The organism is Achromobacter sp. D10, assembly GCF_035282245.1.
Taxonomy (GTDB): Bacteria; Pseudomonadota; Gammaproteobacteria; order Burkholderiales; family Burkholderiaceae_B; genus Achromobacter; species Achromobacter insolitus.
The window spans coordinates 22,494-38,713 of the sequence record NZ_JAYJLE010000005.1 but is presented as its reverse complement, the minus strand read 5'-3'; the positions used below and the strand labels follow the sequence as shown (position 1 = coordinate 38,713).

Sequence of the window (16,220 nt, the reverse complement as noted above, 5' to 3'; positions counted from 1 at the left end):
GTTCCCAGTCTGGAGAAAGTGATTATGAAGCTGATACGTTGCGTGACTGTCTTCCGTTCACAACCGGGCCTGGCGCTCAGGCGCCGCGTGTCGGCACCCCTGGCGTTGACCGCGCTGGCCATTGCGCTTGCGGCTCCGGCGTGGTCGGCCGAAGCGCCCAAGCCGGCGGAAGCGTCGACCAAGGCAGCCAATGCGGCCCTGCTGAAAGAATTGCCGTTTTCGGACAAGACCGCCTTCGAATTGGCGCACAAGGGCTTCATCGCGCCGCTGCCGGGCGGCATGATCAAGGGCGCCCAGGGCAATCCGGTATGGGATTCGGACAAGTACGGCTTTATCAAGGAAGGTTCCGAGGCTCCCGACACCGTGAATCCCAGCCTGTGGCGGCAGGCGCAGCTGATCAATATCTCGGGCCTCTTCCAGGTGGCCGACGGGATATACCAGGTGCGCAATCTGGACCTGTCGAACATGACCATCGTCGAAGGCAAGGAAGGCCTGACGATCATGGACCCGCTGATTTCCACCGAAACGGCCAAGGCCGCGTTGGATCTCTATTATCAGCACCGCCCCAAGAAGCCGGTTGTGGCCGTCATCTACACCCACAGCCACGTGGACCACTACGGCGGCGTGCGCGGCGTGGTCGATGAAGCCGACGTGAAGGCCGGCAAGGTGAAAATTTACGCGCCGCTCGGATTCCTGGAGCACGCCGTGGCCGAGAACGTGATGGCGGGCACTGCCATGAGCCGCCGCGCCAGCTACATGTACGGCAACCTGTTGCCGCCCAGCGCGACAGGCCAGGTGGGCGCGGGGCTGGGCACCACGACCTCTGCCGGAACGGTCACCCTGATACCGCCCACCGACATCATCGAAAAGACGGGCGAAAAGCGCACGATCGACGGCCTGACCTATGAATTCCTGTATGCGCCCGGCAGCGAGGCGCCAGCCGAGATGCTGTACTACATCCGCGAGAAAAAGGCCCTCAATACGGCCGAGGACTCCACGCACACCTTGCACAATACCTATTCGTTGCGCGGCGCCAAGATCCGCGACCCGCTGGCCTGGTCAAAGTATCTGAACGAGGCCCTGAACCTGTGGGGCGACGACGTCGAAGTGATGTACGCCATGCATCACTGGCCGGTCTGGAACAACAAGGAAGTGCGCGAGCAGCTGAGCCTGCAGCGCGACATGTACCGCTACATCAACGACGAGACCCTGCGACTGGCCAACATGGGCTACAACAAGGAAGAGATCGCCGAACAGGTCAAGTTGCCCAAGTCGATCGCTACCAAGTTCTCCAACCGAGGGTATTACGGTTCCGTCAATCACAACGTCCGCGCCACGTATGTGCTGTACCTGGGGTGGTTCAACGGCAACCCCGCCACGCTGCACACCTTGCCCATCGAGGAGGGCGCGAAGCGCTACGTCGACATGATGGGCGGCGTGGACGAGGTGGTGAAGAAGGCGCGGGAGTATTACGCCAAGGGGGATTACCGCTGGGTGGCCGAGGTGGTCAATTACGCGGTGTTCGCGGATCCGAAAAACCAGGCGGCCCGAGACCTGCAGGCCGACGCGCTGGAACAGTTGGGCTACCAGGCGGAAAGCGGCCCGTGGCGCAACTTCTACCTGACCGGCGCCAAGGAGCTGCGTGAAGGCGTGCAGAAACTGCCGGTGCCGGACACGGCCAGCCCCGACACGGTGCGCGCCATGACGCTGGACATGCTGTTCGACTATTTCGCGGTGCGCCTGAACCGCGAAAAGACCGAGGGCAAGCACGTCGTGTTGAATGTCGATTTCACCGACACGAAGCAGAAGTACATGCTGGAGATGGCCAATAGCGTGCTTAACCACTCCGAGGGCAAGCAGGCCAAGGAACCGAGCGCCAGCGTGTCCCTGACGCGGGAAACGCTTAACAACATCATGCTGAAGCAGACCACGCTGAAGGACGCCATGGACAAGGGAGACGTCAAGGTCACGGGCGACCAGACCAAGCTTGCCGAAGTATTCGGCGCGCTGGACGACTTCCCGTTCTGGTTCAACATTGTTACGCCGTAGGCGTTAACGCCAAAGGCTGATCCTGGCTTTTGGCCGCAAGAGCCGACGGTCCCGCGCGCCAGCCGCACATGGGACCGTCGGCGGGAGACTGAACATGGTTAGCAAAAATACTGTCTGTATCTGGTATGACCAGGACGCCCTGGAAGCCGCGCAGTTCTATGCAAAGACCTTTCCGGACAGCGCCGTGCGCAAGGTCCTGCGCGCGCCGGGGGACTACCCCTCGGGCAAGCAAGGCGATGTGCTGACTGTCGAATTCACGGTGGCGGGCATACCCTGCGTCGGCCTGAATGGCGGCCCGGCGTTCAAGCATACCGAAGCCTTCTCGTTCCAGATTTCCACCGAGGACCAGGCCGAAACCGACCGCCTGTGGGATGCCATCATCGGCAATGGCGGCCAGGCGAGCGAATGCGGCTGGTGCAAGGACAAATGGGGCCTGTCCTGGCAGATCACGCCGCGGGTGTTGATCGAGGCTATTTCGGATCCCGACCCCGCCGCCGCCAAGCGCGCATTCGACGCCATGATGACCATGGCCAAGATCGATATCGCCACCATCGAGGCGGCACGCCGCGGGTAGCGCCTTAAAGCGTTTCCTGTGGCTGTCCGAGGGCGGACCGCCGCGAGGTGGAGTTACCCGAGCCGGTGGGTCCTCAGCCTCCGGCCGGCAATACCCGGATCCCCGTGCGCTTCACGAATTCCTCGTAGCTGATGGGCGGTCCGGCCTTGGTGCTGGCGGCGTTTGCCTGCCAATGCACCCACGAGCGGCCCGTGGTGGCGTCGTAGACCACCTTGTAGATATAGGTGGGCACGGCAACGCCTGAGCCTATGGTCTTGGGCTTGTCGGCGTAGATGGGCCCGGTGAAGACATAGACGTCGCCCGCCGCGCGCATCACGTACTTGCGCGTGTCCTGTTCGATACTGCTCCAGGCGCCGCCGTTATGCGTCTGGTCCTGGGGCACCATATTGGCCAGCGAAAAGCTCTGCGCCATGGCTTCCGGCGTGGACATGTCGCCTGCCGGCGCCATGTGTCCGCGGGAATAGCCCGAGCCGCGATAGTCGTCCAATTCGGCGCGCTCGGCGCGCGGCAGCCGCGCTTCGGCGTAGAACTTGTCGGTGCGGCGCATTCCCTGGGCCTGCGTCAGCATCTGGCGGTTCAGGCGCTCGGCGACGAACACTGGCGTCTTGGTCTGGCCGTCGTGCAGGATGGCGAAGGCGGAAAAGCAGACCTCGCGCAGCTTCTGACCGCCCGGCACTTCGGGCGGGCGCGAGTGCGGAAAGAACTGCCGGCATTCCGCAAACATTGTTTGAACTGGCGCCCCTGTCCGCGCTGCGGTCGGTATGGCCGCGGGTGGCGCATGCCCGCGTTCTTGGGGCCACCCAAGGCGCGATATGACTTCCTGTACGGGGGCCGGAATCCGCCACTGCGGATTCAGCATATAGGTGGCGGCGCCGAAACTCGCCAGGGACGAGAACAGCAACGCCTTCAGGAATCGGGGGAAACGGCCGCTGGCTCGGGAACCGGCGCGGGCCTTGGATCTGCTGGGGGAACTTCTTTTCTTGGAAGCGGAGGTCTTCGCGCGCGTCATTACTACCTGTGAGCTACTGCCCGATTGCGGTTGGCAACCGGCGCCGCCACGGATTGTAGATGAGTGGCAAATTTGTCACTGGGTGGGATTTTTTCGTTTTGCGAGACGGCGACGCGGGCCGCTGTTGCGTGACGCGCAACTGAGTTGTGACAGGGGTTACGCTATGTTTCTGCGGCGCAATTCCCACGTAGAATTCTTGCTGGCCGCCGCGATGCCGCGAGGCCATCTCCCCGCGTCCAAGATGTACGTCGATCTCCTCACCCTTTACTTCATCATCATCGGAACGCTGCTCGCCAGTGCTGGCCTGACGTTCTGGGAGCATCGGACTCACCCAAATCGCAGCGGATCCGTGCGTATCCTCGCGGCGGGTTTTGCCACGCTTGCGCTGGGATGCCTGGTTGCACTGTTCCGCGGCAAGCTGCCCAGTCCGCTGGGATCGGCCGTTGCCAACCTCATCGTGCTCAGCGGCTATCTCCTGATCATGAACGGCGCGGCATCGTTGAGCGGCAGGCGTTACCGCGCTGCTTCCATCGGGTTGTTGATCGTGATGGCCTTGATCTGGCTGGTGGCCGGCGATCAGCGCGAGGACCTGGTCTGGAAGTACGTCAGCGCGTTTCCCATTGCGCTGGTCAGCGGAATGACCGCCTGGGAACTGATGCGCTGCCAGCCGCTGAAGTTGCTGACACCGCTACGCATCGCCACTGCGGCGGCCAGCCTGCATGCGCTGGTCTACGCCGCCCGCGCCTTCATCCTGCCGTGGTGGGTGGCCGAGCACGGCCCCGGGATACATCTGGCCGCCAGCACGCTGACCATGTATGAAGGCGTGCTGTATTCGATCGTGCTGCCGATGACGCTGCTCAAGCTGATTCGCGAGGAAACGCACGGAGAGTTGCTGCGGGAGTCGCAGACGGATTACCTGACCCGCCTGGGCAACCGCCGCTGGTTTTTCGAACAGGGCGCCCGCATTATCGACAGCGGGGCCGGGCGTGGTCCCATTGCCGTGCTGGCCTTCGACCTGGACCAGTTCAAGGCCATCAACGACAGGCATGGCCACCATGCCGGCGACCAGGTGCTGAAGTTCTTTGCGGATTCCGCGCGCAGCGTGTTGGGCGCGGGCGCGTTGCTCGCCCGCCTGGGGGGTGAAGAGTTCGCTGCGCTGTTGTCAGGCCCCGACGCGCGGCGCGCCACCGTGCTGGGCGCCGCCGTGGCTCAACACTTTGCCGTGACGGTAGCGGGCCGGGACGACAGCCTGGGCATACCGGCCACGGTCAGCGTCGGGCTGGCGCAATTCGAAGACAGGGTTCCGCCCCTGGCCGATGCGCTGGCCGTCGCCGACCGGGCCTTGTACCAGGCCAAGGCGCTAGGCGGGAACCGGGTGGAGCTGGCTCGCGCTGCCGCGAGCGCGGTGAGCGCCTGACTGCAAGCCGCGCGGCTCAGGTCCGCCGCCGCGAGCGCGGGCTGGGTGCCACGCCCATGCGCGGATCGCGCGCCAGTGCAAGCTGCGCCATCCGCGTGGCTATCGTCTCGAAGTCCTCGTCGGTCTGGGGCAGGTATAGCCATTTTCCCAGCACCGGATGCGGCTGCAGGGCCGGGAACTCCCCCATCAGCGCCGCCTGGCGTTCTCGGGATGTGCAGATCAGCAGCCCGCTCCATGGATCCTCCCGGTCGGCCGCCACCATATACAGCAGGCCGTCCAGGTATGCCGCATCGCAGCCGAACATTTTGCGGCGCAGGTAGGTGCTATCGCGCTCCAGCGGCTCAAGGATCCAGAGCAGCGAATTGAGTCGGACGGCCCGTTGCTTCGGGGGCGGGGCGAATGGGTCTGGGCGATTGCGCATGGAAATGACGCCAGGCTGGATGGACTGCGGCGGAATTCGAGGATACTGCTAATAACGGTGCCAGATAATGATTTGCTTGCCGAAGAGATATTTTGCGTGCACCGGCGTCGAAGGCGGAGCCGCCACGACGAGCCAACAGTTGCCCGGCTATCACCGGCCGCAGACCGCTGCGCTGCCTATAATGGCCCCGATCCCCGTTTCGACGGCAGTCTTGCCGTGCTTCATGTCCTCTTTGCCTTTACGCGTGCTGTCCGTCATCCCGCCGATGACGCAGCTCAATACCCCCTATCCGTCCACCGCCTACCTGACCGGTTTTCTGCGGTCGCGCGAGGTCACTTCATTTCAGGAAGACCTGGCGCTGGCCCTGGTGCTGCGCCTGTTGTCGGCCGACGGCTTGCGCGCCGTGGCGCAGCGCGTGGCCGCATTGCCGGCCAACAAGCGCACGCCCGCCGTGCAGGCCTTTGCGGAACAGGAGGCGCGCTACCTGGCGACCATAGACCCCGTGATCGCCTTTCTGCAAGGCCGGGACTCCACGCTGGCGCACCGCATCGTCGGGCGTAATTTCCTGCCCGAAGGACCGCGTTTCAGCTCGCTGGACGTCTATCTGGACGAGGAGGGCGGCGATCCGCTGGGCTGGGCGTTCGGAGCCCTGGGCCTGCACGACCGGGCCAAGCACCTGGCGACCCTGTATCTGAACGATTTGGCCGACGTGCTGCGGGACGCCGTCGATTCGCGGTTCGAGTTCGTGCGCTATGCCGAGTCGCTGGCTGGCAGCCAACCCACGTTCGACCCGCTGGCGCGGGCGCTGGCGGCGCCGCCGACGCTGGTGGACGACGTGCTGCGCAACCTGACCTCGGAAGCGCTGGCGCGCCATGCGCCCACGGTGGTCCTGCTGTCCGTGCCGTTCCCCGGCGCGGTTTACGCGGCCTTCCGCATCGCCCAGACCATCAAGGCGCACGATCCCGGAATCGTCACCGTGCTGGGCGGGGGCTTTGTCAACACCGAACTGCGCGAACTGAAAGACCCGCGCGTCTTCGACTACTTCGACTATGTCACGCTGGACGCGGGCGAACGTCCCTTGCTGTCGCTGCTCGAACACGTGCAGGGCAAGCGCTCGCGCCAACGCCTGGTGCGCACGTTCCTGCGCGATGCGGACACGGGCGCGGTGCGCTACGTGAATATGGTGGAGCCCGACATCGCCTTCGCGGAAGTGGGCACGCCGACCTGGGATGGCCTGCCGCTGGACCGCTATCTGTCGCTGCTGGACATGCTGAATCCCATGAACCGGCTCTGGAGCGACGGGCGCTGGAACAAGCTGACCGTGGCGCATGGCTGCTATTGGAAGAAATGCAGCTTCTGCGACGTCAGCCTGGACTACATTGGCCGCTACGAGGGCGCGTCCGCTGCCGTGCTGGCCGACCGCATCGAGGCCATCGTGCGCGAAACCGGCCAGACCGGATTCCACTTCGTCGACGAGGCCGCGCCGCCCAAATCGCTCAAGGCCTTGGCGACCGAGCTGATCGCACGCAATACCGGCATCTCCTGGTGGGGCAATATCCGGTTTGAAAAGACCTTCAGCCCCGAGCTCTGTGAACTGCTGGCAGACAGCGGTTGCATTGCCGTATCCGGCGGCCTGGAGGTCGCATCGGATCGTCTGCTGAATCTGATGAAGAAGGGCGTGTCGGTGGACCAGGTGGCTCGCGTCACGCGAGCCTTCACGGACGCCGGCATCCTGGTGCACGCCTACCTGATGTATGGCTTCCCCACGCAGACGGTGCAGGACACCGTGGACGCGCTGGAGTACGTGCGCCAGTTGTTCGCTAATGACTGCATCCAGAGCGGCTTCTTTCACCGCTTCGCCTGTACGGTGCATTCGCCCGTGGGACAGAACCCGGAAGAATACGGTGTGACCCTGCGTCCCTTGCCCCCGATTACCTTCGCCAAGAACGACGTCGGCTTCGATGACCCCACCGGGGTGGACCATGACGCGCTCGGCCGCGCGCTGAAAAAGGCCATCTACAACTTCATGCACGGCATCGGGCTGGACGAGGACGTGCGCACGTGGTTCCCGTTCAAGGTGCCGAAGACCACCGTGGCAAAGAACCGGATCAGCCGGGCGTTGAGCCAGCGAGGGTAGGGCGGCCGCCCGGCGACCGCGGTCCCGTCAGCGCAGCAGCACGTCCTCGTAGAACGCGCCCAGGGGCCGCCGCGCGTCGCGCACCTGGATCTCCAGTACCCAGATGCCGTCGGCGGGCACGAAGTCGGCCTGGGCGAGCAAATGCCTGCCATATAGCGCATGGGGAAAATCCGAGACCCGGTGGCCGGGAATTTCCCGCACCAGTTCGCATCCATGCTCGCGGGCATACTCGGTGGCGCGGTCGTACAGGGCCGTGCCGGTCAAGCCTTCCAGCCATGCCTGGCGGGTCCGCTTGAAAACGCTGCGGGCGGCCTCGGCGCAACGGCGGCGGTCTTCGTCGGCGCCGAGTACGAAGGTGTCGCCATAATCGCCCTCGTAGCCGTCCCAAACCGGGCCTATGTCCAGAACGAAGAGGTCTTGCTCTTGCAGCTTGCGGTCATAGTCGGTGCGCTGGATCGGAGGGGACTGGGTGTCCGGGCCGAAGCGCACGTAGGTCGGATGCCAATTGTGGGATGCGCCCATCCGGCGCAGGTGCTCGTCCGCGACTGCGATGGCCTCGCGCGTTGTCATGCCCGGACGTATCAGCCCGGCGATTTCCTCTACCGCCCTCATGGAGCGCTGCCGCGCGTCCAGGATGCCGGCCAGCGTATAGCGCGGGCTGATGCGTTCCCAGGGATGGGCCGGGCGCTGCGGCGCAGCGCCTGCCGGACCGCTGGCCGCGGGGTGGAAGGCTTCGGCCCGATACCGATATGCGGGCAGGCCGGCCGCAAGCAGCCGTTCGCGAGCCGCGCTTACCATCGCCGGGTTGCCGCAGGCGTAGACCAGGCTGCGGGACCAGTCATGCCCGGCTTCGGCGGCCGCATCCTGCACGCGTTTCCTGGCGGACTCGCCGGCAGATAGCACGGCATGCCACTGGAAGCCGTCGCCCTTGCCCTGCAAGGCGTCCAGCATCTGGCTGGCGTAGTGGTCGTCCGGCGTCCGGCCGCCCCAGTAAAGCGTTACCGTTTCCAGCGCGCGGCTATGCAGCGCGGCCATGATTATGGGCGCCACGCCCGCGTAGCCGGTGCCAGTGGCCAGCAGCACCAGGTGATCTATGCCCTGCAGTTCATCCACGCGCCAAGTGCAATCGCCCTGCGCGGCGTCCAAAGTCAACGGGTCGCCGGACTTGAGCGCGGGCAAGATGCCGCTAGTGAAGGCGCCGCCCGGCATGTGGCGGATGTGGAATTCCAGCCGTGCGGGGCCTGCGGCCGCGGGTGCGTTCGCAATCGAGAAGTTGCGGCGGGCGCCGCCTTCCAGAATCAGCTGGGCATGCTGGCCGGGCAGATAATCGTAGTCTTCCCCGTCCTGCAGTTCGACGATGAGCTGGGTAACGTCAGGCGCCAGTGGCAGGCGCGACACGACGTTGGCTCGGCGCGGAGGCCGGGCTTGCGCCGGAGCGCGCCAATGGGGAAACCGCAGCGTCAGGTCGCTGGCCGCGCGGCACTGGCACATCAGCAATTCGTCGGCGGCCGTCTGATAACTGCCGTCCGTCGGCGGTGCGATGCGCTCGAAGCAGCCCTCGACGACCTCGGCGCGGCAGGAGCCGCAGGCTCCGCGCTGACAGGAAAACGGCACCGGTATGCCCTGGGCCAGCGCCGCCTCGAGGATCGAGGTGGTGCCATCGGTCACAAAGGGACCGGTATCCAGGGTAATGGTGTGGCGGGGCGCGGGCCGGGTGGTATCCATATCGAGTTCCAGGAGGAAGCCCCGGTGGGGCACAGGCAGTCAATCTACCGATAGAATGGCTATGTGAAATAGAGCCATTTCTGTCAATATGAGCAAGCCACTTTCTGCGAAAAACGCCAGCTCCAGGCGCCAGGAAGCCAGCCTGGACCTGCCCATGGATGCGTCGCGACGCGGGGAATCCAAGCAGGCCTGGGTCTATCGCGAGATCCGCGAACGCATCCTGAAGGGGGCGCTGCCGTCTGGCGCGCGCCTGCCGTCCACGCGGAGCCTGGCGGAAAGCTGGCACATTGCGCGCTCCACGGTCGAGGCGGCCTACGACCAACTGCGCAGTGAAGGCTATACCGCGGGTACGGTCGGCTCGGGCACCTATGTGGCCGCGGTGATCCCGGACAATTTCTTTCGCGCCGGGCTGCCGGGCGAGGACGCCGGGGCAGCCGAGGCTCGCGCGCCACGGCCCGCGCCGACAACCCTCCCGTCGCCGCCTATGCCGCATCTTGCCGCGATCTTCACGCCCACGCCGCCGAACTCCCTCTTTTTCTCCCGCAGTGCCGACGCAGCGCTCTTTCCCATGGAGCGCTGGCGCAAAGGCTTGCTCGCCAGCGCCCGAAGCATCACGCCTGCCCAGCTTGCCAATGATGAACCTCAAGGCTGGCGCCCTTTGCGCGAGCAGATTACCCGCTACCTGGGCGCGGCGCGTGGCATCAGTTGCGACCCGGACCAGGTCATCGTCTTGAGCGGCATCCGGGACGGCCTGGATCTCTGCGGCCATCTCTTGCTTCAGCCTCAGGACAGGGTACTGATCGAGGACCCGGGCTACCTCAACGCCGAGCCGATCTTCGGGCACTACACCCGGCACATCGTTCCGCTGGCCATCGACGCCGAAGGCTTTCCCGTGGCGCAGGCCAGGCGCCAGCGCGATGTGAAACTCGTCCATGTCACTCCTGCACATCAGTCACCCACTGGCGGCACCATGTCGGTGTCGCGCCGCCTGGAATTGCTGGACTGGGCCGCGCAGGCCGGTTGCTGGATCGTCGAAGACGACTACGACAGCGAGTTCAGCTATGACGGCGCGCCGTTGGCTGCCTTGAAAAGCCTGGACAGCGCCGATCGCGTCATACACTGCGGCAGCTTCAACAAAACCTTGTTCAACGCCTTGCGCATCGGTTACGCGGTGGTGCCCAAGGAACTGGCGCCGGCGTTCGTGCGGGCGCGCCGTCGGACAGGGCGTTCGCCCAGCATCATCGAACAGATGACGCTGGCGGCTTTTCTGCGCGATGGCAGCTTCGCCCGCCATGTGCGCAAGGCGCGCGGCGTGTACGCGCGGCGGCGCGATGCTGCGCTGCGCGCGTTGCGGCAGGCGGTAGGCGCCGAAGAGTTGCGCGTCGGCGGCGAGCACGCGGGTTTTCATCTGCTGTGGTGGTTGCCGCCCGGCTGGGACTTGGCCCAGGCCGTGGCGGTGGCTCGCGGCGCGGGCGTCGGCATGCAGCCGGTCGCGGAGTTTTGCCGCAAGGTGGACTTGCCCCCGGGCGTCGTGGTGGGCTTTAGCGCGGTAGACGAAGCGGCCTTGCAGAAGCTGGGACCACTGTTGCGGCAAGCGGCGCCGGGAGCCGACCCGCCGCAGGATCCGGCCTTGCTGCGCCGCTTGTTGCGTGTCAAGGACCGCATGGACGCGGCGTCGCAGGAAGCCTGGCCGGTGGAGCGATTGGCCGAGGTCAGCGGCATCTCCAAGGCCCATTTCGCCCACTCCTTCAAACGGGCCTTCGGTCTTCCGCCTCACCGCTATCTGCTGACGCGGCGCATCGAGCAAAGCGTGGCCCTGCTGCGGGACACGGAGCGGAGCGTCACCGAAATCGCCTATGCCACGGGCTGGGAAAGCCTGGGCACCTACAGTCGCGTCTTTCGCGACATTACCGGACTCAGCCCTAGCGCCATGCGCGCGCGGGCCCGCGCCGACATGCAGGCGCTGGACCGCGTGCCCGCCTGCGTCGTGAAGGCCGCGCAGCGCCCCGATCTCAAAATCGCCGTTTTGGAGAAGCGCCGCCGCGAGGCCGACGGTAAATTGCCCCCATCAACCAAGGAGGTCTTATGAACCAAGGCATCAGTGTGGCGGGCGTGTACGTGGAGGATCAGGACGAGGCGCTGGCATTCTACGTGGACAAGCTCGGATTTCGTGTCCATACGGACGTGCGCAACGGGCCGTATCGGTGGCTGACGGTGCAGCATCCGGATCAGCCCTCGTTCCAGCTGGGTTTGTTTGCGCCCGGGCCTCCCGTCCATGACGAGATCACTGCGCAGACCCTGCGCGCCATGGTCGCCAAGGGGGCCATGCCGCCCCTGGTCCTGCACGTGGCGGACTGCCGCGAAAGCTATGCCCGGCTGCGGGCCCGGGGCGTTGAATTCACGCAGGAACCCATCGAGCGTTACGGCAGCGTGGACGCCGGTTTTCGCGACCCCGCGGGCAATGGCTGGAAGATGATCCAGGCGCCGCGTAGCGGCGCATGAGGTCCGGCCCTGGGCGAGGGCGGCGCGGTCAGTAGGCGATCCGCACCGAAGCCGCGCTGCGCTCGGCCCCCGCGCGCGTGACGGCTTCAATGTTGTTGCCATCCGGGTCGAGCACAAAGGCGGCGTAGTACCCAGCATGGTAGGCGGCGCGCTCGCCCGGCGGGCCGTTGTCCCGGCCGCCGTGCGCCATTGCTGCTTCGTAGAAGGCGTTCACCATCGCCTGGTCTTCCGCCTGGAACGCCAGGTGCACGCGGCCGGTCAGCGCGCCTTGTACCTCGGCGCTGCCGGGCGCAGAGATAAACAGCTCATCCGCCCAGAAATTCTTGTCGTCGGATCCGCCGATGGGGATCTTCAAGGCGTTGAACACCGCGGTGTAGAAGGCCTTGCTGGCCGGCAGGTCGCGCACGACCAGCCCGATGTGATCGATCAACCGGCCTTTGTGTCGTTCTTTCTGCGCCATGCATCGCTCCTGGTAATCAACAAGGGGCCAAGTTCGGAAGGCCAGGCCATCGGCCTGGCGCCCCGCTCAATCCTGTCCCGCCATGGCCCGCATGGGTTGACAGGTCAGTTCCTTCTCTTCTTCCCCAAAATCCGCCATGGCCGTGCGTGCCTTCGTATAGGCGCGCAGATACTCCGCATCGAATACCAGGGACGACACGCCTGACTCGCGTGTGGCTGATTGCTGCCGTTTCTTCAGGATGTCCAGCAGCTCGGGGGTGAGCACCCCGCAATATTCCATGATTGCGTGAATCTGGGCCAAGGAGGTGGCCCGCTCGAGGTTCGCTTGCGCCGACGCCGTTGCGGCTCCCAGCGACAGGAAGGCGGCCGCCGCCAAGGCGACGGGTTTGAGCAGAGGGTGAGGCATTCCGGGGGTATTCCGATCCTGTTGCAATAGACCGCATTTAACACGATCTTCCCCTTGGCCATCACGTCGATGGCCAAGGAAGTATGGCGGTGGGTCTACAATGCCTCCCGCTCCATTCGGGGGCTCCGGCTGTCTGTGCGTGTAGTGTCGATAAAGGTCTACCCATGCGTCTGAACCAGTGCCAGAACTTCCACGACTTTCGCCGCATGGCTCGCCAGCGGTTGCCCGGCCCCATCTTCAACTACATCGACGGCGCGGCCGACGATGAAACCACCTACCGCCGCAATACGGAGGCCTTCGAATCCTGCGACCTCCTGCCCGACGTATTGCGCGGCGTGGCAGAGGTGGACATGTCCGTCACCGTCATGGGGCAGAAGCTGGCGCTGCCGGTCTATTGCTCGCCGACCGCCTTGCAGCGTTTGTTCCATCACGACGGTGAGCGCGCCGTTGCGGCGGCCGCGGGCAAGTTCGGCACCATGTTCGGTGTGTCGTCGCTGGGCACCGTCAGCCTGGAAGAGGCCCGCCAGATCAGCGGCGGCCCCCAGGTCTACCAGTTCTACTTCCACAAGGACCGGGGCCTGAACCGCGAGATGATGGCGCGCGCCAAAGCGGCCGGCGTCCAGGTCATGATGCTGACCGTGGATAGCATTACCGGCGGCAACCGCGAACGCGACAAACGCACGGGCTTTGCCATCCCGTTCAGGCTGAACCTGGCCGGCATCGCACAGTTTGCGGCCAAGCCGGCGTGGGCGCTCAACTACCTCACCCACGAACGTTTCCGCCTGCCGCAACTGGACAGCCACGTCGACATGGGCAAAGGCGCAATGTCCATCAGCCGCTACTTTACCGACATGCTGGACCCGGCGATGACCTGGGACGATGTCGCCGACATGGTGCGGCAGTGGGGCGGCCAGTTCTGCCTGAAAGGCGTGATGTCGGTGGAGGACGCCAGGCGCGCGGTCGATATCGGCTGCACCGGCATCGTCCTGTCCAATCACGGCGGCCGCCAACTGGACGGCTCGCGCAGCGCCTTCGACCAGTTGGCGGAAATCGTCGACGCGGTGGGCGATCGCATCGATGTGATGATGGACGGCGGCGTGCAGCGCGGCACCCATGTGCTCAAGGCCCTGGCCCTGGGCGCCAAGGCGGTGGGACTCGGCCGCTATTACCTGTTCCCGCTGGCGGCGGCGGGCCGCCCGGGCGTGGAGCGGGCGTTGGAGCTGATGCGGGTAGAGATCGAGCGCGCCATGAAGCTGATGGGATGCCGTTCTGTCGGGGAGCTGCAGCGGCGGCATTTGCGCTTTCGCTGATCGATTCCCAGGCTGAGCTCGGACATATGACCCGCGAATGAGGCAACCGCTATTGCTCCAGTTCGGTCAGGGTTATCGGCATGCGAGGCTCCGGGGCGGGTGGTCAAGATTCTGAATATCGCATAGACGTTTTCATCGCTTATCCCTGCGGGAACTCGTAGGCTTCAATGGCGTGTGCCGCGTGGCAAGTTATCATGCGGTGGTTTTCGTGGATCGACCTCTTTGACGGTCAGAAGGCCATTCAATGAAAAAAAGCATCCCGCTCATATTGCTGTCCTCGATGCTCCTGACGGCTTGCGGTCCCGACAAGATCATCGCCGATCTGCCTTCGCCCGGCGGGAAGTATCACGTCGAAGTCCGCAAATGCCCTCAACGTGGGTCCTTGACCTGGGCGGAGAAGACGCAGGTTTCCGTTCTTGAATCCGGCGTGTCCGAAAAATGCAATGCCTTCATAGCAGCGCTGACCCAGTTCGACTCATATTCGCCCGACGAGCAGCTGCAACTGGAATGGACGTCCGATACGGAACTCAGGGCGTGGCATCCTGCGTTCGACCCAAAGAATGGCCCCAGGGCCAGCACGTTCAAACCGAATGCGCCGGTTCAAGTGATTTTCGCACCTGAGAAATAAGATATCCCCGTACCGCCCCACCCGTGATGCCGGCGCCGCCTGTTGCCGCGCCGCAGGCCGCCAGGCTGAGACCAAGCATGAATATCGAAGACATCAAAGGCCGGTTGGCTTTTCTTCAGGAAGCCGAAAAACTCAAAAGCGTGCTGCGTAGCGGGTTCACGTCTACCGGCCGTCCCGAAAGCACGGCCGAGCACAGCTGGCGCCTGTGCCTGATGGCGATGGCTTTTGAAGACGAACTGGCCGGCCTGGACATGCTTAAGGTCTTGAAGCTATGTGTGATCCATGACCTGGGCGAGGCGATTCACGGCGACGTTCCTGCCATCGAAAAACACCGTCATCCGGACAAGAGCGAGCAGGAAAAGTCCGACCTGCTGCACCTGACCCGCTCGCTGGATGAGAAACAGCGGGCGGGCATCCTGGCGCTTTGGCAGGAATACGAGGACGCCGCAACGCCGGAGGCCAAAGCCGTCAAGGCCCTGGACAAACTCGAAACCATCCTCCAGCACACGCAGGGCTTGAATCCGCCGGATTTTGATTACGGCTTCAACCTGACCTACGGCCAAAAACACACCGATGCGGATCCCTTGTTTGCCTTGATGCGCACTATCCTGGACGAGAAGACGCGCGCCCGGATCAATCCGCAGACCTGAATGGATTTGGCGGTCCAGTGGCGGGGCTAGCGGCGCTCTCGGGTGCGGTCGGACGCCGTTCGTGCGTGCCGAACCAGACGCCGGCCAACACCAGAATAAAAGCCCCCGTCAGGCGCCAGCTCAGCGGATACGAGCCAATTAACAGCTCGATCAAGACTGCCGTGATCGGCGCCAGCGCCTGAAACGACATGACCCGGCTCGCCTCCAGGCGGCTCAGCGCCCACAGCAGGCAGAAATAGCCCACCGCGCTGGAAAGTCCGATGAACATCACATTCGCCCATTGAAAGCCCGACAGGCTGGGCAGCAATGGCGCGTTTCGTACGAGGCAGACGCCCGCCAGGAACAGGACCGACACAAGCATCGCCACCACGCTGACATACATGGATGGATAGCGGCGCAGATACGGACGATACAAAAGACTGCAAGCTGCGCCGATAATCGTCGCGCCCAACAACGCGGCCCAAGCCCAGCTGTCCGCGGCGCCGCCCGCCACGGCGGCGGAGGGTTGCAGCAATAGCGCAATACCCGAAACCGCCACGCCCGCGCCGATCAGCCGCGGCCAACTGAACCGTTCCCGTCCCGTGGCAATCGCCAGGCACAGGGTCACCAGCGGCAGCGTGGAAAACACCAGCGCGCAGGTGGCGGCCGGCAGTCGCGCCAGCGCGTAGTTCAACAGCAATATCAGCATCGCGAACTGCAGGATGCCCAGGCCCGCCACCGCACAGAAATCCTTGGCCGTAAACCGTACCGACCAGCGCCGCAGCATGGGCGCGGCAAGCACGGCCGCCCCGATGGCATAGCGCAGGAATGCCAGCGTCTCCGCCGACACGTCGCTCGATACTGCGCGTGTGGAGACCATCGCGGCCCCCACAAGCGCGCCCGTGACGGTGGCGGCGCAGATGGCCTGGGCGCGTTCACTCACCGCAGCCGCGC

Annotated in this window: 15 protein-coding genes; 9 read left to right on the top strand and 6 right to left on the bottom strand. The window is 64.7% G+C overall.

The window, feature by feature from the left end; translation table 11 throughout:
* Positions 1–24 precede the first annotated feature (24 nt).
* Positions 25–2,049: an alkyl/aryl-sulfatase gene (locus VCS63_RS16140; RefSeq protein ID WP_204361140.1), complete on the top strand. Its 2,025-nt coding sequence runs from the start codon at positions 25–27 to the stop codon at positions 2,047–2,049.
* A gap of 94 nt (positions 2,050–2,143) precedes the next feature.
* Entirely contained in the window at positions 2,144–2,623 is a 480-nt protein-coding gene (locus tag VCS63_RS16135; protein ID WP_042793981.1) for a VOC family protein, read from the top strand.
* A 73-nt stretch (positions 2,624–2,696) separates the two neighbouring features.
* On the opposite strand, the gene VCS63_RS16130 is transcribed toward VCS63_RS16135, so the two are convergent.
* Positions 2,697–3,632 (bottom strand): DNA/RNA non-specific endonuclease, encoded by a 936-nt coding sequence (locus tag VCS63_RS16130; RefSeq protein ID WP_323880375.1) that lies wholly within the window; start codon positions 3,630–3,632, stop codon positions 2,697–2,699.
* Between the two features lie 241 nt (positions 3,633–3,873).
* On the opposite strand from VCS63_RS16130, the gene VCS63_RS16125 reads away from it, so the two are divergent.
* Positions 3,874–5,049, top strand: coding sequence for a GGDEF domain-containing protein (locus VCS63_RS16125; RefSeq protein ID WP_323880373.1), 1,176 nt, complete (start codon positions 3,874–3,876; stop codon positions 5,047–5,049).
* A 16-nt stretch (positions 5,050–5,065) separates the two neighbouring features.
* On the opposite strand, the gene VCS63_RS16120 is transcribed toward VCS63_RS16125, so the two are convergent.
* Positions 5,066–5,470 (bottom strand): hypothetical protein, encoded by a 405-nt coding sequence (locus tag VCS63_RS16120; RefSeq protein ID WP_323880372.1) that lies wholly within the window; start codon positions 5,468–5,470, stop codon positions 5,066–5,068.
* A 223-nt stretch (positions 5,471–5,693) separates the two neighbouring features.
* Between VCS63_RS16120 and VCS63_RS16115 the strand changes: the two genes are divergently transcribed.
* Positions 5,694–7,607 (top strand): B12-binding domain-containing radical SAM protein, encoded by a 1,914-nt coding sequence (locus tag VCS63_RS16115; protein WP_174564780.1) that lies wholly within the window; start codon positions 5,694–5,696, stop codon positions 7,605–7,607.
* Between the two features lie 27 nt (positions 7,608–7,634).
* Here the strand turns inward: VCS63_RS16115 and VCS63_RS16110 are convergent, their stop codons facing one another.
* A complete protein-coding gene (locus VCS63_RS16110) occupies positions 7,635–9,332 on the bottom strand; it encodes an NAD(P)H dependent flavin oxidoreductase family protein (RefSeq protein WP_323880371.1) in 1,698 nt (565 codons plus the stop codon).
* Positions 9,333–9,420: 88 nt separating this feature from the next.
* On the opposite strand from VCS63_RS16110, the gene VCS63_RS16105 reads away from it, so the two are divergent.
* The gene (locus VCS63_RS16105; protein WP_323880369.1) at positions 9,421–11,421 is read left to right on the top strand and encodes an aminotransferase class I/II-fold pyridoxal phosphate-dependent enzyme; all 2,001 of its coding nucleotides are present in this window, start codon (positions 9,421–9,423) and stop codon (positions 11,419–11,421) included.
* A complete protein-coding gene (locus VCS63_RS16100) occupies positions 11,418–11,834 on the top strand; it encodes a VOC family protein (protein ID WP_175199696.1) in 417 nt (138 codons plus the stop codon). The genes VCS63_RS16105 and VCS63_RS16100 overlap by 4 nt, the downstream gene beginning before the upstream one ends.
* Before the next feature lie 28 nt (positions 11,835–11,862).
* On the opposite strand, the gene VCS63_RS16095 is transcribed toward VCS63_RS16100, so the two are convergent.
* A complete protein-coding gene (locus VCS63_RS16095; RefSeq protein ID WP_063642497.1) occupies positions 11,863–12,294 on the bottom strand; it encodes a VOC family protein in 432 nt (143 codons plus the stop codon).
* Positions 12,295–12,360: 66 nt separating this feature from the next.
* On the bottom strand, positions 12,361–12,699 hold the full coding sequence (locus VCS63_RS16090) for a hypothetical protein (protein WP_042793977.1): 339 nt from the start codon (positions 12,697–12,699) through the stop codon (positions 12,361–12,363).
* A 164-nt stretch (positions 12,700–12,863) separates the two neighbouring features.
* Here VCS63_RS16090 and VCS63_RS16085 point away from each other — a divergent pair, with 164 nt between their 5' ends.
* From VCS63_RS16085 to VCS63_RS16075, 3 genes are all read left to right on the top strand, one after another.
* Complete coding sequence (locus VCS63_RS16085; RefSeq protein WP_323880366.1) at positions 12,864–14,009, top strand: alpha-hydroxy acid oxidase; 1,146 nt, start codon at positions 12,864–12,866, stop codon at positions 14,007–14,009.
* A gap of 244 nt (positions 14,010–14,253) precedes the next feature.
* The gene (locus tag VCS63_RS16080; RefSeq protein WP_063642500.1) at positions 14,254–14,637 is read left to right on the top strand and encodes a hypothetical protein; all 384 of its coding nucleotides are present in this window, start codon (positions 14,254–14,256) and stop codon (positions 14,635–14,637) included.
* 77 nt (positions 14,638–14,714) lie between these two features.
* Positions 14,715–15,287 carry an HD domain-containing protein gene (locus tag VCS63_RS16075; protein ID WP_238914141.1) on the top strand — a complete coding sequence of 191 codons (573 nt, stop codon included), beginning with the start codon at positions 14,715–14,717 and terminating at the stop codon, positions 15,285–15,287.
* Here VCS63_RS16075 and VCS63_RS16070 read toward each other — a convergent pair.
* Entirely contained in the window at positions 15,271–16,209 is a 939-nt protein-coding gene (locus VCS63_RS16070) for a DMT family transporter (RefSeq protein WP_323880363.1), read from the bottom strand. The genes VCS63_RS16075 and VCS63_RS16070 overlap by 17 nt on opposite strands.
* Between the last annotated feature and the right edge of the window lie 11 nt (positions 16,210–16,220).